Below are 17,500 nucleotides of genomic sequence, written 5' to 3'. Positions count from 1 at the left end.
GTCCCGCCGGGCAAATTCGGTTGCAAATCCGGGTAAAAGGTCTACAATCAGAAGTAAAGAAACGGGCGGTTTTGACAGTCGTTTTTCGAGGAAAAAGGTGAGTGCCATGCTTCAGATCAGAGACTTATGCAAACAGTACACAACCGGAGAACTGACACAGACTGCGCTGGATCACGTCAGTCTGAATCTGCGGGATCATGAATTTGTGGCAGTGCTGGGTCCCAGCGGATCGGGAAAAACCACACTGCTGAATATGATCGGCGGCCTGGACCGCTATGACAGCGGGGATCTTCTGCTTGGCGGGCGTTCCACCCGGGGATATAAGGCCAGGGACTGGGACACCTACCGCAATCACACCATCGGATTTGTCTTTCAGAATTACAATCTGATCATGCATCAGAGCATTCTCGCCAATGTAGAGCTGGCCCTGACCATATCCGGAATCCCGGGAAATGAACGGAAACGGCGGGCAGCCGAGGCGCTGGAACGGGTCGGACTGGGCGATCAGACGCATAAAAAACCCCATCAGCTCAGCGGCGGCCAGATGCAGCGGGTGGCCATTGCCCGGGCGCTGGTGAATGATCCCTCGATTCTCCTGGCGGATGAACCCACCGGCGCGCTGGACAGCGAAACCAGCCTGCAGGTCATGGAGCTGTTAAAGGAAGTGTCCAGAGACCGTCTGGTGATCATGGTCACCCATAACGGCGAACTGGCGGAACAGTACGCCACACGGATTGTACAGATCAAGGACGGAAAGATTCAGAGCGATACGCACCCCTATTTTCCGGGACAGGAGAGATCGCCGGAAGCGGTGTTATTGCCGGGGCAGGAGAGAGCGGCGGAAACAGACAGAAACGGGGGACGGGTGCCCGGACGCAGAAAAAAACACGCGTCCATGTCCTTTTTAACGGCACTGGCCCTTTCTTTTAACAATCTGCGGACCAAAAAAGGCAGAACCATCCTGGTATCGATTGCCGGTTCCATCGGAATCATCGGGATCGCGCTGATTCTGGCGCTGTCAAACGGGGTGAATGCCTACATCGGAGACATTGAGGAGGGTACGGTTCTGCAGTATCCGGTGACGCTGAGCAAAAGCAGCATCAATTATTCCAGCTATATTTCTTCCTTTATGGGACAGGATCAGGTGGATCAGGGCCGGGAGAACCGGGTGACAGAGAATCCGATCGTCCGCCGGTTTGCCGGCGGTCTGGGCTCCAATGACCTGAAATCCTTCAAAGCCTATATCGACAGCGGCGCCAGCGGGCTGGAATCCTATGCGCGGGCCATTGAATACACCTATGATGTGACGCCGCAGATTTACCGCGGCAGCGGCTCAAAGATCCGCCGGGTGCTGCCGGAACAGGCAATCTCCTCTCTGGATTCCATCGGTGTCAGCGCCATGGAAATCTCCATGGTGAATCTGCTGGCATTTTATGAGCTGCCGCAGAACAGCAGTCTGTACAGCAGCCAGTACGAACTGAAGGCGGGCCGCTGGCCGAAAAACAAAAACGAATGTGTGGTAGTGCTGGCACAGGACGGCAGTATTACCGATACGGCGCTGTATGCGCTGGGACTGAAAAACGCGGGGGAACTGGAGGAAATCATCCATGAGATCGCGGTGGGAAAAAATGTGGTTCAGAAGAAAGAGAATAAAACCTATACCTATCAGGATTTTATGGGAATTACCTTTCGGGCGGCCAGTGCCAGTGACGGTTATGTCTATGATAAAAAGAACGGGATCTGGACGGATCGCTCTGACAGTATGAAGCAGCGCCGCAGGATTCTGAAGCACGGGCAGACGATCCGGATCGCGGGGGTGGCGCAGCTTAAAAGCGGCAGCAGGGACGCGCTGCTGAATACCGGCATTTATTACACCCATGATCTGACCCAGTGGTGCCGCCGGCGGGCGGCAGGCAGCAAAGCGGTGGCCGCGCAGAAAAAGACGCCGAAGATCAATATTTTTACCGGAAAACCCTTCGGAGCGGAGAAACAGAAGGACAAACCGGAGATCCGCCATCTGTTTCGCATCGATATGGATACCTTCAAAAAAGCGTTTTCCCTCAATACTTCCAGGATGAATTTTTCCGGCAGTCAGCTGCAGGGACTGAGCGAAAAAGACCTGGATCTCAGCCGGTATGTGGACCGGAAGGCACTGGCGGATTCCGTCTCTTTATCCCGGAAGGATTTAAAGAAGATCTTCGGCGCGCTGACCGCTTCCATAACCCGGGACAAAATCGAAAATCTGACGAAACAGCTGCTGAAGGACTACGCAGCGAAAGAAGGAAGCAGGCTGACAGTTTCCGCTGATAAAGCGCGGAACGTGTTTCGGGATTATCTGAAATCTTCCGGCGCGAAGAAGGCGCTTGCCGCATTTGTACAGGATGTGGTAAGGGAAAATGCAGAGGCGGCCGTGAAGGATCCGTCGTCCATTTCTGTTTCAGAGAAAAAAATCAATGAACTGGCTGGAAAGCTGGCGGACGGATTTGCCGATTATGCGGAGAAAAAACTGCTGCCGGACGCACAGGATGCTTCCGAATCTTTCGCGGATTATCTGCAGTCGGATTCAGCCCGGAAAATCATGGAGAATTTTGCCGAAAAGCAGATTGATACCCGGGGAATGGAAAAAGAATTTGAGCGGCAGAGCGGCCGGATCACCGCTCAGGTGAAGCGGGAACTGGAACGGCAGATTCGAGGCGCCATGAAACAGGCCTCCGCCGAAATCGTAGCACAAATCCGGAAAGAGATCGCTTCTGCGGTTAAGCAGGCGGACTTTGCGGATCTGGTTTCCATAGATTCCGCCATGCTGAAAAAAGCGGTAAAACTGAACCTGACACAGGAGGAACTGAAGGATCTGGTACGCTCCATGCTGTCGGATACCACAGAATCCTATGAGAAAAATCTGAATACCCTGGGTTACGCCGGAGACAGCGATCCCAAGAGCATTACCATCTATCCGAAGGATTTTAAAAACAAAGGAAAGATTCAGTCTGTGATACAGGCCTATAATCAGCGGATGGAAGACAGCGGCCAGGAGGCAAAAGTGCTGACGTATAACGATCTGTCCGGAACCTTTCTTTCTACCGTAACGGACCTGGTGGACACCGTCAGCACGGCACTGATCGCGCTGGTGGGCATCTCCCTGGTGGTTTCTTCGATTATGATCGGTGTGATTACCCACATCAGCGTCATTGAGCGCCGCAAGGAAATCGGGATTCTGCGGGCCATCGGCGCCTCCCGGTTTAATATTTCCGAGGTGTTCAACGCGGAAACTTTTATCACCGGTCTGCTGGCGGGGGGAATCGGCGTCGGAATCGCCAGGCTTCTGCTGTTTCCGGCAAATTATGTGATCCATACGGTGATTCATCAGCCGGATATTTCTGCCAGAATGACGCCGCTGTCAGCGGTGCTGTTGGTGGCGCTGAGCATTGGACTGAACGTGGCCAGCGGCCTGCTGCCGGCCCGGCGGGCAGCCAAAAGTGATCCGGTGACTGCGCTGCGGAGCGAGTAACATGGATTCGGCGGCAGCGTTGACCTGTCGGCAGTGCTGCGGAGCGAGTAACGCAGATTTGGCGGCTGCGCTGACCTGTCGGCAGTGCTGCGGAGCGAGTAAGGCGGATTCGACGGCAGCGCTGACCTGTCGCCGGGCTGTGAAACCTGTGCCGCGGAGCGGACAGTGCCCGGCGATTGACTGCTGCTGGCTGCCGGAAAGAGAGCAGCGGCGTTTCGTTGACAGCCCGGAGGGAAAAGCGTAAAATATTAAAATAATTTTCTGTGCTAATACGTTAAAGTGAAAGGAATTAATTGGCCCCATGATAAAAGAAGCAATTGTCAAAATCGTTAACAAAGAAGATCTGAGCTATGAAGAGGCCCGCACGGCCATGGATGAGATTATGGGCGGAATCTCCACACCGACCCAGAATGCGGCGTTTCTGGCGGCTCTGTCCACAAAAAGCTCCAAAGCGGAAACCATTGATGAGATTTCCGGCTGCGCGGCATCCATGCGTGCCCATGCGACACCGGTGCCCCATCCGGGCATGGATGTCCTGGAAATTGTCGGCACCGGCGGAGACGGCGCCAATACCTTCAATATTTCCACGACTTCCGCGATGGTCATTGCCGCCGGCGGCGTAAAAGTGGCAAAACACGGTAACCGGGCCGCTTCTTCCAAATGCGGGACGGCGGACTGCCTGGAAGCGCTGGGAGCCAATCTGGACACAGATCCGGAGAAATGCCTGCGGCTGCTCAAGGATGCCGGATTCTGCTTTATGTTTGCCCAGAAGTATCACGCGGCCATGCGCTATGTGGGAGCCATCCGCAAGGAGCTGGGATTCCGTACGGTGTTCAATATTCTGGGACCGCTGACCAATCCGGCAAATCCGGAATATTTTCTTCTGGGGGTCTATGATGAATATCTGGTGGAGCTGATTGCCCGGGTGCTGAAATCCCTGGGAGCGAAACGGGCGCTGGTGGTCTACGGACAGGATAAAATGGATGAGATTTCCGTCAGCGCGCCGACCACTGTGTGTGAATTAAAAAACGGGGAATTTTCTTCCTACGAAATCTGCTCGGAGGATTTCGGCCTGAGCCGCTGCGACAAGGCGGATCTGGCCGGCGGCGATCCGGAGGAAAATGCGGAAATTACCCGGAAAATTCTGAGCGGTGAGATCACGGGAGCAAAGAGAAACGCGGTGCTGATGAATGCGGGAGCCGCGCTGTATCTTGCGGGAAAAGCAGAGAATATCGGAGATGGGGTGAAACTGGCCGCAGAGCTGATTGACAGCGGAAAGGCAGTGGATGTACTGGACCGCTATATTAAAGAGTCCAATCAGTAGCGATGCAGAGCTTCCATGCCGGAAGATCCGGAAAAAGACAGAGAAAACCGGCGCGTGTACGGAGATGACCCGTTCACGCGCCGGTTTTTTTGCCGCGTCCGGCGCCGTCCGGCGAACCGGCAGGGCGGGAAGCGGAAATTCTGCCGCACCCGGTGTCAGCGCGGCGAACCGGCGGGACGGGAAACGGCAGTGCTGCCGCGTCGGGTGCAGTTCGGCAAACCGACAGGAGCGGGAAGCAGCAGGGCTGTCGGAATCCGTGGGGGGCATACGGTCAGCCCAGCAGGGCACGCACCTCTTCGGCGGTGAAATGCACGGCAGAGACACCGTTTACTTCAATCTGATACAGGGCGTTGGCTGCCAGATGTTCGGCGGCCTGCTCCAGGTCGCGGATTCCGGTGGTGTCGCGGTAACGGTCAATGACAGCGTCCAGGGCCTCATGCCCGATGACGCATTCTTCCGGTTTCAGATTCAGACGCTTCAGCACTTTCGGGAGGGCGTAATCCGTGAAAATGATCTTCTTTTCCTCCGGCGTGTAGTCCGGGATGTCAATAACGGCGAAACGGGACATCAGCGGCGCGCTGATCATGCTTTTGTCATTGGCGGTGGCGATGGGGTAGACCCCGGCCGTGGGAATCATGCATTCCATGTAATTGTCCGTAAAGCCCAGGTTGTCCAGCAGAGTCAGCAGGACATCGGCCGGGTTGCCGTTTCCTTTGCCGGAAGCTGCCTTGTCCAGCTCGTTGATAATGAAGACCAGGTTGGATTCTCCGGCGGCGGAGAAGGCCTCCATGATAATCCCCGGCTTGGCGTTGCTGTAAATACGGGAACTGCCGGTGAGCTGTTCCGGGTCGTTGATGGAACTCATGTCCAGTGTGGTCCAGGGCATCTTCAGAATGCGGGCAACCGCGTAGGCGATCTGCGATTTGCCGGTACCGGCGGGACCGGCGATCAAAAGTCCGTAAGCCGGAAGGGTGTGGGTGCGGTTGATCTGGATGATGGTTTCGATAATCCGCTGTTTGACCTGTTCCATGCCATAGAGCTCTTCGTCCAGGATCCGCCGCGCCTCCCGGGGGTCGATGGATTCAAAATAGTTATTTTTCCACTGGATATTCATCATGATGGAAAGGGCGCGCTGGGCGTGCCGTCTTTCTTCAGCGGTGACTTCGTGGGAGCGGGCAACGGCGAGATTCCGGCGGGCCCACAGACGGATATTGTCCGGAAGGGTACGGCCGGCGCAGTGGATAAAATCCGTGATGCTCTGAATACTGGTCAGCTTCATGTCATCGCCGCCCAGCGGATCTTCCTCTTCGCTGCCGGTTTCCTCTGCAGGAGCGTCACTGGCGGAGAGCCGCTCGATCATAAACTGGAGGAATCCGTCCTCGGCGGACAGTTTGCTGGTGTTGCCGAAGGCGGTCTCCCGGATTTTGTAGACGGCGAATCCCTCCGGACGGTTTTCGCCGGAAAGGCGGACATGGATATGATTTTCGCCCAGCCACCGGAGCAGACTGGTGAAACGGGCGTCAATCCGGAGAATGTCCGCGCTGACGGTTCCCCCTTCCCGGTCAAATTCAAAGGAGGTGCGCTTCACCGGATTGGTGAAGATCCCGCTGGAATGGTGCTCCCAGGCCTGGGCGGAATTGTCGAGTATCAGGAGCGGCTGTTCCGGAGAAGCAGTATGCTCACTGGAACGGAATACGGTATAGGTGCAGACGGACTGGCTGCTGCCGGAGTCCTCGGGACCGGAATTGCTGAAATCAAATACTGGCATGGATACTTCCCCCTGTGGTTCTTCAATCGTTGGTTTTACCTGTCGATTATAGCATAGATAGCGGCCGTTGTTTATGGAAAACCGCAGGCAGGCCACTGTTGTTTCCGGGATTCCTGTGTTTTTTCGTTTACTTTTCAAAGTTAAAGTGTTAGACTTTAAAGCACGAAAATAAAGGGATTTTCAGGGGAACAGAAGACTGATTGTAAATGAGGGGGATTTTTATTATGAAATTACTGAGTATCGTATACAATTTCCTGTGGGGCGACTTGTTTCGCATTCCGCTGCCGGGGGGAGATTCCATCGGGATTACTCTGCTGATTTTGATTCTGATTCCGGCAGGTATTTTCTTTACCATCCGTACCCGGGGGCTGCCCTTCCGGCTGTTTCCGGAAATGCTGCGGGTATCAGTGGAGCGCAGGCAGGGAGAGAAACGGTCCATTTCCGGCCTGGAGGCGCTGATTGTATCCACGGCCACCCGCGTAGGCATGGGCAATTTAGTGGGTGTCGTGGCAGCGCTTTCCGTCGGCGGCGCCGGCGCGGTGTTCTGGATGTGGGTGACGGCGATGATCGGTTCCGCGACAGCCTTTGCGGAAGGGACCCTGGCGCAGATGCATAAAACGAAAGATCCGCTGTACGGCGGATACCGCGGCGGTCCGGCGTACTATATCCACGATTTTTATACCAAAATCACCAAAAAGAAAAAAAGTATCCTGGCAGTCTGTTTTGCGGCCTCCGGTCTTCTCTGCTGGTGCGGAATCAGCCAGGTGGTAAGCAACTCGGTGACCTCGGCATTTTCCAATGCGTTTTCTGTGCCGCCGCTTCTGACCACCATTGTGATTACCGGTCTGGCGGCGCTGATTGTACTGCGTAAGAATATGACGGTGCATGTGCTGGATGTGATTGTGCCGATTATGGCAGCCTTTTATTTCGCGCTGACCATCTATGTGATTGTGCGGAATATCGGCGTGATGCCCCGGGTATTCGAAAGGATTTTTTCGGAGGCCTTCGGTTTTCGCCAGGTTGCCGGCGGAAGCCTCAGCGGCGCTTTGTTAAACGGAATCAAACGGGGCCTGTTTTCCAATGAAGCCGGTTCCGGATCCGCGCCCTGCGCGGCGGCCGCGGCAGATGTGGATCATCCGGTGAAAGCAGGACTCCTGCAGGGCCTGGGCGTGTTTATTGACACCATTGTCATCTGCAGCTGCACCGCCATGCTGATGCTGACCGTGCCGCAGCATCTGACGGACGGACTGCAGGGAATGGAACTGCTGCAGGCGGCCATGGGCTATCATTTCGGCAGCGCGGGCATTGTATTTATTTCGGCGGTGCTGTTCCTGTTCAGTTTTTCAACCTTTATCGGTGTATTGTATTACGCCCGTTCCAATGTGGCATATCTGTTCGGGGACAACTGGATTTCCCAGACCTTGTACAAGATTTTAGCACTGGCGATGCTTTTCATCGGTGGTCTGGCAGCGTATACTTTTGTGTGGGATCTTGGTGATGTGGGGATTGGCCTGATGACCATCTTCAATATGACCGCGCTGCTTCCGCTGTCCGGGCAGGTGATCCGCACACTGAAAGAATATGAACAGACGCGCCGGAGCCGGCGGGCACAGCAGGAACAGGCAGGCCGCGGAGGACAGAAGCCGGAATAGGACCTGCGACGGAAACGGGCAGGCCGCGGAGAACAGAAGCCGGAACAGGGCCTGTGGCAGAAACAGGCGGCTGCGGAAAACAGCAGTCCGGAACCAGGGCGCGGGAAAGAGATGGATCGTAAGATATGAATGAAGTACTTGCCGTCGGAGCAGGCGGCGCAATTGGAGCAGTTTGCCGTTTTTTGCTGGGAGCAGTGATTCCCAGGCAGGAAAGCGGATTTCCGCTGGGCACGTTTTTGATTAATCTGATTGGAGCTTTTGCGATCGGCCTGGTTACCGTGCTTGTGGTAAAATACAGCCTGCCGGGTTCCAAATGGGTGCTGTTTGCGAAAACCGGGATCTGCGGCGGATTTACCACGTTTTCCACTTTTTCTCTGGAGAGCTTTGAGCTGATCCGCAGCGGAAGGATTTCGACCGCGCTGATTTATATGTGTCTGAGCCTTGTGCTGGGCGTGTGCGCAGTACTCCTGGCGGAAAAGCTGGTGGGCTGATCCGCCGGAAATCTGTTTCGGCCGGGACAGAAGCCGGGAGACACCGCCCGGCCGCTGCATCAGTGTTTGCATCAGTGAAGGAATATCCTGCATGAGTACTCCTGCGGGGACGTGCTACAATGACCTCTGAACCGAATCATCAGAACAGAGCGAAACCGCACATCGGTCAAAGGAGGAGCAGATGCACAGCAGAAATGAATATCTGAATCAGGTAAGTAAAATCATTCCGGAAGCAAAGGATGCCCGGGACTATTACGCGCAGATGACTGCCTGGATTGACAGCCACAGGAACTGGATCGGAACGGATATTATGGATATCGGCTGCGGTACGGGAGTACTGAGCTGTTATCTGGCCCGTGTATTTCCCCACGCGTTTGTTTTGGGAGTCGACAGAGATCCCGCAGTCATTGCTGCCGCCAGAAAGCTGGCACACAGCCTGGAGCTTCCGAATATCCGGTTTGTCTGTGAGGATATCTGCGGAATCGAAGAAAAGAATCTGTGCGACACAGTGGTTGTGTCCGGGCTTTCCCATGAAATGAGGGGAGAACCGGACGGTTTGGCAGCGGCGGACAGTTATCCGGACAGATGCAGGGTGTGGCAGCGGGCCTATATGAAATACGCGCGGAGACTTGCGCGTGTGCTGGCTGCAGGCGGGGTGCTGATTGCCGCGGATCGGTTTTCGTCCAATGATGCCGGCTGCGGACTTTATCTGGCTTACCACAAGGCGGGGATTACGCCGAATTTCAATTTTTATCAGAAGTTTCCGTCCGGTGATAGGCATCTGATTCTCGGAAATAAGGGAATGCATGCGCCGGAAGAAGCGGTTTTCCAGCAGGCCAGGGAGCTTCTGCGGGACAGAGTGAGCGATCGGGAGGAAGCAGAATGAAACAGCTGCTGTTTCTGACAGGCAGGAAAAAAATCGGAAAGACCACCGCGATCCGTCGGTTTCTGGAGCAGGAAGGCCTCCGGCCGGAAGGATTTCGCACGGTACTGGCGTCCGGGGTGATTCCGGGCGTGCGTACCGCCCATCTGCTCTCAGCAGATGCGAAAGAAGAACCGTCCCGGACCAATTATCTGTTTCGGTGCGGAAAGCCGGGCGCATGCAGCGCTGCAGAAGCTGACCGGCCGGAGCAGATACGGGAACGCTTTATTCGTCTGGGCTGCGGGGTCCTGGACAGAATCGCGGGCAGCAGACCGGCAGACAGGAAAGAGGCACACACGGAAGAAACAGCGCGATACAGCGGGCTGCCCGGAGGGAGCCGCCGACTGGTGCTGATGGATGAGCTTGGCCCCCATGAGGCGGATGTGCCGGAATTTCAGGCATCGGTGAAACGTGTGCTGACCTGCGGACTTCCGGTGCTGGGGGTTCTGCAGCAGGCGGATGCGCCGTTTCTGCAGGAAATCGTCCGCATGCGGGAGACTGAGCTGGTGCCGGTGACAGAAGAGAACAGAAACGCTCTGCCCCGGCGTCTGGGAGACTGGTATCATGCCCTGGAGAAAGAGGCAGGGAACCGGGAAGAGCAAAACTCTTACGGTGCAGTGGTTTTCTCGGAAGACGGCGCCCGGGTGCTGATGATTCAAGGGAGGAAAAGCTGGTCCTTTCCGAAAGGGCGCAGATTTTTCGGTGAATCAGAAAAAGACGCGGCTGTGCGGGAAATCCTGGAAGAGACGGGGGTACGTGCCCGGGTGGACACGGAATTTGCGGAAACGGTTCCCAGTATCTATGGGCCGGTTCCCCGAAAAGTGACTTTTTTTGCGGGTACTGCAGAAAGGACAGAGACGCCTTTGATTCCGCTGGAAGTAGAGGATGCGGCCTGGGTGCCGCTGGAGGAAGCCGCGGAACGGATCCGGATTCCGGAAGACCGGGACGTGCTGCTGCGGGCGATTGCGTATGTCAGCCGCAGAAACAGCTGAAAAAGACCCCGGATGTCCAGAGATCCGGGGTCGGTCAGAGAAGGACGGCGTTTCAGTCCTTCCTTTTTTTGTTCAGCGCATAAAGCGGGCGTCGTGTTTTTCGATCTCCCAGTCTGTATCCGGCAGATCCGGAAGCTCCACCTCGGAGAGCAGTTTGCCTTCCGCGTACGCAATATAGGGATCCACGACAGCGTCGTCATCCACATGGTTGCAGATGTGCCGCAAAATCTGGAAAGCAGGGAAAAAACTGAAGGATTCCAGCGCGTGATAATCTGCAAAACGGCGGATAAAAAAGAGGTAGCCGCCCTTGTCTTTCAGTTCCTGAATCGGATCTTCGCTGTCGTCCGCGCCGCACAGGATCCGGATCTGGCTTTCATCCGGACAGATGGTGAAGGTGACGGACAGGGCGTAGACACTTAAGCCGATGTAATAGCTGCGCCCCTGCACATCCACTTTCATTTCGGCGGCATCCGGGCCGAAGCCGATGCCGTATTCCATGCAGTCGCCGATCCGGATGCTTTTGATTCGGATTTCGTCTGTGTGTCCCGGATTCATCCATTCTTCATAAGTTCGATTTTCCAATGTATATGCTCTCCTCGTTTCGTTCTTTCCATTTCTGTTTCTTAATTATAGAAGAATCCGGCGGGATGCACAAGCAGAAGCATATGGCGAACCCCTTGGAGAAGCATACGGCGTGTCCGGGAGGAGGGAGGCGCCGGCGCCTGCAGTCAGCCTTGACTAAGGGGTTTGCCGGATTCTATAATCAGAATTCAATGACAGGATCGGGGGAACAAAGGACAGATGGATGAAGTATTTCTGATCAACAGCGCCGTACTGGGCGTGGGACTTGCCATGGACGCCTTTTCCGTATCTGCGGCCAATGGACTGCATCAGCCGAAGATGCGCCGGCGGACACAGTGCGTCATAGCAGGAACCTTTGCCGGATTTCAGTTTCTGATGCCGATGATCGGCTGGTTCTGCGTGCATACGATTGCCGCTTATTTTCAGATGTTTCAGAAATTTATTCCATGGATCGCGCTGCTCCTTCTGGCCGGAATCGGCGGAAAGATGCTGGCAGACGGCATCCGTGCCGGCCGGGAAGAAGGAGAGACGGTCAGCCGGAAGCTGACGGCAGGAGTGCTGCTTCTGCAGGGAGTGGCCACTTCCATCGATGCGCTTTCGGTCGGATTTACGATTGCCGGTTACGGCGGGTGGGAGGCGCTGACCGCGTCTCTGATCATTGCGGCGGTGACTTTTGTGATCTGTGTCGGCGGTGTATCTGTGGGTCGGATTTTCGGTACACGGCTGTCCGGAAAAGCGTCTGTCCTGGGCGGATGTATCCTTCTGTTTATCGGAATTGAGATTTTTGTGAAAGGAGTACTGTAAAAAAACAGTATTCTTTTTTTATGCTGTTTCACAGAAAAGCTTGAAAAGAGAACATATGTTCTTCTATAATAGGGGACAGAAGGCAGGTGAGGCAGAACATCTGTCTGTGGAAATACCGGAGAGCCTGCGGCAGGAGGCGCAGCGGCTCCGGCGGCATACAGACCCCGGGAGGCGTATATTGTGAGCAGAACATATCTCTGTATTGATCTGAAGTCGTTCTATGCTTCAGTGGAATGTGTGGAGCGCCAGCTGAATCCGCTGACGGCCAATCTGGTAGTGGCGGATCCCGCGCGGACGGAGAAGACCATCTGTCTGGCCGTATCGCCGTCACTGAAAGCCTGGGGCATACCCGGACGGCCCCGGCTGTTTCAGGTGGTACGACAGGTAAAGGAACTGAACGCAGTCCGGAAGAAACAGCTGGGAGGCGGTTCCTTTTCCGGCAGTTCCATTGACGCGGATCAGCTGAAGGCAGACCGGACCCTGGCGCTGGACTATGTGACGGCCCCTCCGCGCATGGCGCTGTATCTGCAGTACAGCACGAGAATTTACCAGATTTATCTGAAGTATATTGCGCCGGAGGATATCCATGTCTATTCCATTGATGAGGTTTTCATGGATATTTCGGATTATCTCCTGGTCTATGCCATGACACCCCGTGAGCTTGCCATGACGATGATCCGGGATGTGCTGCGGGAGACGGGCATCACAGCCACGGCAGGAATCGGCACAAATCTTTACCTCGGCAAGATTGCCATGGATATTGTGGCGAAGCATATGCCTCCGGATGCGGACGGCGTGCGGATCGCGGAGCTGGACGAGATGTCGTACCGGAGGCGGCTCTGGGGCCACCGTCCGCTGACGGATTTCTGGCGTGTGGGCCGCGGTTATGCGAAAAAGCTGGAAGCAAACGGTCTGTATACTATGGGGGATATCGCCCGCTGTTCGCTGGGAACAGCCGATCAGTACCACAATGAGGAGCTGCTGTATCGGCTGTTTGGGGTGAATGCGGAGCTGCTGATTGATCATGCCTGGGGCTGGGAGTCCTGTACCATGGCGGATATCAAAGCCTACCGTCCGGAAAGGAAGAGCATGGGTTCCGGTCAGGTGCTGCCCTGCCCGTATGCCTGGGAAAAAGGGCGCCTTGTGGTTCAGGAGATGACAGATCAGCTGGCGCTGGATCTGGTGGAGCATGGCCTGGTGACGGACCAGGCGGTTTTGTATATCGGCTATGACCGTGCGGAGCCGCCGGCTGTGTCATCTGCAGCGGAACTGTCTGCCCCGCGGGCAGCTGCTGTCGGCGCTGTTTCGGCGGGAAAGCGCCGATCGGGCGCGCCCTGGCATGCGCATGGAACAGCCCGTCTGCAGCACCGGACTTCCTCTTCCCGGGAACTGACAGAAGCGGTGCTGGGACTGTATGACCGGATCGTGGATCCCCGGCGTCTGATTCGAAGAGTCTGTCTGACTGCCGGCCATGTGCTGGATGAGGCAGAGGCCGGCGGGAAAGCAGATTATGAACAGCTGGATCTGTTTACGGATTATGAACAGAAGCGCCGGGAGCGGGAAGCGGAAGACAGGGCCAGAGACCGGGAACACCGGCTGCAGCTGGCGTCTCTTGAGATTCGCAGAAAATTCGGAAAAAACGCAATCCTGAAAGGGATGAACCTGGAAGAAGGGGCCACTGCGATTCAGAGAAATGAACAGATCGGCGGACATAAGGCATAACCGGAATTTTTTCCAGGTGCCGGAATTTCAGAAAGAAGGAGTTTATGGGCAGAACAGACCGCTATGAGGGAATTCTGCGCCTGCCGCATCACAGGTCGGCGGCGCATCCGCAGATGACGCGGAAAAACCGTGCCGCGCAGTTCCTGCCATTTGCCGCGCTGACCGGATATGAAGATGCCATCCGGGAGACCGCACGTCTGACAGAAGCGCCTCCGGAGCTGACGGACAGCCGCAAAGAAGAACTGGATCGCTGTCTGCAGCAGATACGGTTTCTGCTGGAGCAGGGATCCGCGGCAGCTTATGTACGGGCGGAGATTACCTGGTTTCAGCAGGATGCGAGGAAAGCGGGCGGCAGTTCCGTGACAGAAGCGGTGGATATACAGAAAATCGATATCCGGCAGGGGCTGCTGCTCTGCCGCCGCGGCCGCAGGATCCGGCTGGAAGACATTGAAAATATCGAGGACATCCGGCAGCCGGAAGAATGAAACCGGAGGCAGGCTGCCGTGGAAGCCTGCCGGGGAAGTCCTGCGAAAAAAGTGTACATCCGGTATACAGTGTGATACACTGATAGCAGGAATTCCTGACGGAATACAGCAGAAAATAACCGGCGGCAGCTGCTGCGGAATCGATGGAAACAGAGACAGAATCAAAGGGGGAATCTGTATGAGTTTGCAGGAAGAGATCGGCACAGTATTCTACAGCTACGGGGACGGGCTGTACGCAAATATTACGAACCGCTGCCCCTGCCGGTGTGAGTTCTGTGTCCGCAATGAGACAGAAGGGCTGGGAAGCGCGGAGTCGCTTTGGCTGAAAAGAGAGCCGTCTGCGGCGGAGATCCGCACCCTGTTTGATGCCTGGGACACCACACCGTTTCGTGAGCTTGTATTCTGCGGTTATGGCGAACCGACCGAGCGGCTGGAAGAGCTTTTGGAGACCGCCGCATATGTCAGAGAGAAGTCCGGGCTTCAGATCCGGATCAATACCAACGGATTAAGCGATCTGATCCACGGGAAAGATACCGCGCCCCTGCTGGAGGGGCTTGTGGACACCGTGTCCGTCAGTCTGAATCAGTGTACGGCACAGAAGTATGATGCGCTGTGCCACCCGAAGTTCGGCCCGGCAGCTTATGAGGCACTGCTTCGGTATACCCGGCGTGTACAGCAGTATGTTCCCCATGTGGCAATGTCGGTCGTGGGGGTCATTCCCCAGGAGGATATCGCGCGCTGCAGAGAGATTGCGGCCGGATTCGGTATCGCGCTGCGGGTGCGCTGAGCATATTCAGCATATTTTTCGTATGACAGCAGCAGACAGGGAGTGGGCGTTTCTCCCGCTGCCGCTGGTATATATTTTTTTCAGAATCTTTGCATGTTACCAGACAATGAAGAATTGCCTGATTGGATGCAGGGGATTTTTTTGCATTTTTTACCTGTTCGGAGGCGTGATTTCGGCGTTCAGGGAAGAGATGGAGGAGAATATGAACAGGAACAGAAGAAGACAGAAGAAGGAACTGATCGGTGTTCTTTGCCTGCTGGCGGCGGCGGTTATCTGGGGGTCGGCATTTTCGGCACAGAGTATCGGCGCGGAATATGTGGATGCGTATACATTTCTGGCAGGCAGGAGCTGGATTGCTGTGGCAGCCATGCTGCCGGTGATCGCTCTTACGGATCAGCTGAAAAAACGAAGCAGCAGACAGCCGGGGAGTGCAGACGGGAAGGCAGGCAGCCCGGAAGCGGCGGCCGTACCGGACCGGGAGCGTGCCAGACACAGGAAGACCCTCTGGACCGGCGGACTGCTCTGCGGATTTCTGCTGTTTGCCGCCGGCGCGGCACAGCAGATCGGGATTGCACATACCACGACTGCAAAATCCGGCTTTATTACCGCATTGTATGTTGTACTGGTTCCGCTGATCAGTCTGTTTGTCTTTCGCAGAGGCCAGGGACTGAAAATCTGGATCTGCGTCATACTGAGTGTAGCCGGGCTGTATCTGCTGTGTATGCGGGGAAGAATGACACTGGGGTATGGCGATGCAATGACCCTGCTCAGCGCGGTGCTGTTTGCGCTGCAGATTATCGGGATTGGCCGTTTTGTCTCGCGCACCGACGCGGTGCGGCTTTCGGCACTTCAGTTTTTCTTTGAAGCCATATTTGCCACAGCGGCAATGCTGATTCTGGAACGTCCGGGAACCGACGCGGTGCTGCGGGCGCTGCCGGCATTGCTGTATGTGGGACTTTTGAGCAGCGCGGCGGGCTATACGCTGCAGACCATCGGGCAGAAGGATCTGAATCCGACGGTAGCGAGCCTTCTGATGAGCCTGGAGAGTGTATTCAGCGCGGTGTTTGGCTGGATCATTCTGGGACAGGCACTGACGCTGCGGGAACTGACGGGCTGTGCTCTGATGTTCCTTGGCATTCTGCTGTCCCAACTGCCGCTGGAACGTATGCTGCGCGGCAGAAAGACACCGGATCCGGCAGGAGAGGGGAAATCTCTTCAGGGGACAGGACAGAAAGCTGAACGGGAGCCGAAGGAAAAGGCCGAAGGGGAACTGTGACAGAAGCCGAAGGGAGAGGCGCAAGGATAATTGCGGCAGAATCCGAAGGAAAAACCGGTCGGAAGCATCACGGAATCCGAAGGGAAAACCGGTCGGAAGCATCACGGAATCCAAAGAAAAAGGGACGGCCGACAGCGTCCCGCAGATCCGGCAGCAGGAGGAAAAAATGGGAGAGTTCAGCAGACAGATTGCATCTTATGAGACGGTGGCTTTCATCGGAATGTGTAAAAATGCCGGCAAAACCACCTCAATGAACCGGATGATCCGAGAACTGCATGAAGCGCGGATTCCGGTGGCGCTGACATCCATCGGAAGGGATGGGGAGAGCAGCGATCTGGTGACAGATACGGTGAAACCGGGCATTTTTGTATATCGGGGAACACTGGTAGCCACAGCGGCAGATCTTCTGAAGTTCTGCGATGTGACCCGGGAGATTCTGCATACGACAGGCATCTGCACGCCGCTGGGGGAAGTGGTGGTGCTGCGTGCGCACAGCGACGGATTTGTGCAGGCGGCCGGACCGTCCCTTACGTCCCAGATGGCGCAGATCCGGGAGTATCTGCGCGGTGTACAGGGCGGCGGAAAGATCCTGGTGGACGGAGCGCTGGAACGCAAGAGTATTTCCACCCGTCAGGTCAGCGACGCGGCGATTCTGTGTACCGGCGCGTCATACAGCCAGGACATGAAAAAGACCGTGGCGGATACCGCGTATACCTGTGAACTCCTGTCCCTGCCCCAGACAGAACTGCGGATTTCGGAGGAGATCCGGGGCCGTACGGGCAAATATTTTCCCATACGGGAAGACGGCACCGTGGAGGAAAAGGGCAGCCGGACGCCGGAGGAACTGTGGGGCCGCAGAGGGGATACGGACGCGCCCCAGAGAATTTATGTGCAGGGCGGTCTGACGGATGCGATGATCCGGCCGCTGCTCCGTTCCAATCCGGATCTTTCGGGGCGGCAGATGGTGGTAAAGGACGGCAGCCGGATCCTGCTGTCCCGGGAGACCTATGAGGCGCTGAAACGAAAAGGATTGGACTTTTCGGTACAAACCCGGATTCACCTGGCAGCAGTTACGGTCAATCCTTACTCCGCGTATGGGCATCATTATGACAGCGGCAGATTTCTGGCGCAGGTACAGCAGGCGATTCCGGAAATCCCTGTTTATGATGTGAGAAAGGAGGCATAAA

At 55.9% G+C, this 17,500-nt stretch carries 14 protein-coding genes; 12 read left to right on the top strand and 2 right to left on the bottom strand.

Going from position 1 to position 17,500, the window contains the following annotated elements:
* The first annotated feature begins 106 nt into the window (after window positions 1-106).
* Together CXIVA_RS03435 and trpD are read left to right on the top strand one after the other, a co-directional pair.
* Window positions 107-3,508 (top strand): ABC transporter ATP-binding protein/permease, encoded by a 3,402-nt coding sequence (locus CXIVA_RS03435; RefSeq protein WP_013976632.1) that lies wholly within the window; start codon window positions 107-109, stop codon window positions 3,506-3,508.
* Window positions 3,509-3,809: 301 nt separating this feature from the next.
* On the top strand, window positions 3,810-4,832 hold the full coding sequence (trpD, locus tag CXIVA_RS03425) for an anthranilate phosphoribosyltransferase (RefSeq protein ID WP_013976631.1): 1,023 nt from the start codon (window positions 3,810-3,812) through the stop codon (window positions 4,830-4,832).
* A gap of 271 nt (window positions 4,833-5,103) precedes the next feature.
* On the opposite strand, the gene CXIVA_RS03415 is transcribed toward trpD, so the two are convergent.
* The gene (locus tag CXIVA_RS03415) at window positions 5,104-6,600 is read right to left on the bottom strand and encodes an AAA family ATPase (protein ID WP_013976630.1); all 1,497 of its coding nucleotides are present in this window, start codon (window positions 6,598-6,600) and stop codon (window positions 5,104-5,106) included.
* Between the two features lie 224 nt (window positions 6,601-6,824).
* On the opposite strand from CXIVA_RS03415, the gene CXIVA_RS03410 reads away from it, so the two are divergent.
* The 4 genes from CXIVA_RS03410 to CXIVA_RS03395 all read left to right on the top strand — a co-directional run bounded on the left by CXIVA_RS03410 (window position 6,825) and on the right by CXIVA_RS03395 (window position 10,657).
* Window positions 6,825-8,252, top strand: coding sequence for an alanine/glycine:cation symporter family protein (locus tag CXIVA_RS03410; RefSeq protein ID WP_013976629.1), 1,428 nt, complete (start codon window positions 6,825-6,827; stop codon window positions 8,250-8,252).
* A 125-nt stretch (window positions 8,253-8,377) separates the two neighbouring features.
* A complete protein-coding gene (gene crcB / locus CXIVA_RS03405; RefSeq protein ID WP_013976628.1) occupies window positions 8,378-8,743 on the top strand; it encodes a fluoride efflux transporter CrcB in 366 nt (121 codons plus the stop codon).
* A 181-nt stretch (window positions 8,744-8,924) separates the two neighbouring features.
* Window positions 8,925-9,629: a class I SAM-dependent methyltransferase gene (locus CXIVA_RS03400; protein ID WP_013976627.1), complete on the top strand. Its 705-nt coding sequence runs from the start codon at window positions 8,925-8,927 to the stop codon at window positions 9,627-9,629.
* Window positions 9,626-10,657 carry a nucleoside-triphosphatase gene (locus tag CXIVA_RS03395; protein ID WP_013976626.1) on the top strand — a complete coding sequence of 344 codons (1,032 nt, stop codon included), beginning with the start codon at window positions 9,626-9,628 and terminating at the stop codon, window positions 10,655-10,657. The genes CXIVA_RS03400 and CXIVA_RS03395 overlap by 4 nt, the downstream gene beginning before the upstream one ends.
* A 72-nt stretch (window positions 10,658-10,729) precedes the next feature.
* Here the strand turns inward: CXIVA_RS03395 and CXIVA_RS03390 are convergent, their stop codons facing one another.
* Window positions 10,730-11,239, bottom strand: a complete 510-nt coding sequence (locus CXIVA_RS03390) for a hypothetical protein (protein ID WP_013976625.1) — start codon at window positions 11,237-11,239, stop codon at window positions 10,730-10,732.
* 219 nt (window positions 11,240-11,458) lie between these two features.
* Between CXIVA_RS03390 and CXIVA_RS03385 the strand changes: the two genes are divergently transcribed.
* The 6 genes from CXIVA_RS03385 (at window position 11,459) to CXIVA_RS03360 (ending at window position 17,499) form a co-directional block, all read left to right on the top strand.
* Window positions 11,459-12,043: a manganese efflux pump gene (locus CXIVA_RS03385; protein WP_013976624.1), complete on the top strand. Its 585-nt coding sequence runs from the start codon at window positions 11,459-11,461 to the stop codon at window positions 12,041-12,043.
* A gap of 177 nt (window positions 12,044-12,220) precedes the next feature.
* Window positions 12,221-13,765 (top strand): DNA methylase, encoded by a 1,545-nt coding sequence (locus CXIVA_RS03380; RefSeq protein WP_148267776.1) that lies wholly within the window; start codon window positions 12,221-12,223, stop codon window positions 13,763-13,765.
* 44 nt (window positions 13,766-13,809) lie between these two features.
* Window positions 13,810-14,250 (top strand): hypothetical protein, encoded by a 441-nt coding sequence (locus CXIVA_RS03375; RefSeq protein WP_013976622.1) that lies wholly within the window; start codon window positions 13,810-13,812, stop codon window positions 14,248-14,250.
* 178 nt (window positions 14,251-14,428) lie between these two features.
* The gene (locus CXIVA_RS03370; RefSeq protein WP_013976621.1) at window positions 14,429-15,037 is read left to right on the top strand and encodes a TIGR04100 family radical SAM protein; all 609 of its coding nucleotides are present in this window, start codon (window positions 14,429-14,431) and stop codon (window positions 15,035-15,037) included.
* Window positions 15,038-15,239: 202 nt separating this feature from the next.
* Complete coding sequence (locus tag CXIVA_RS03365) at window positions 15,240-16,313, top strand: DMT family transporter (protein WP_013976620.1); 1,074 nt, start codon at window positions 15,240-15,242, stop codon at window positions 16,311-16,313.
* Between the two features lie 166 nt (window positions 16,314-16,479).
* On the top strand, window positions 16,480-17,499 hold the full coding sequence (locus tag CXIVA_RS03360; protein WP_013976619.1) for a hypothetical protein: 1,020 nt from the start codon (window positions 16,480-16,482) through the stop codon (window positions 17,497-17,499).
* Window position 17,500 lies beyond the last annotated feature (1 nt).

The organism is Clostridium sp. SY8519, assembly GCF_000270305.1.
Taxonomy (GTDB): domain Bacteria; phylum Bacillota; class Clostridia; order Lachnospirales; family Lachnospiraceae; genus SY8519.
This window is presented reverse-complemented; position numbering and strand designations above follow the sequence as displayed.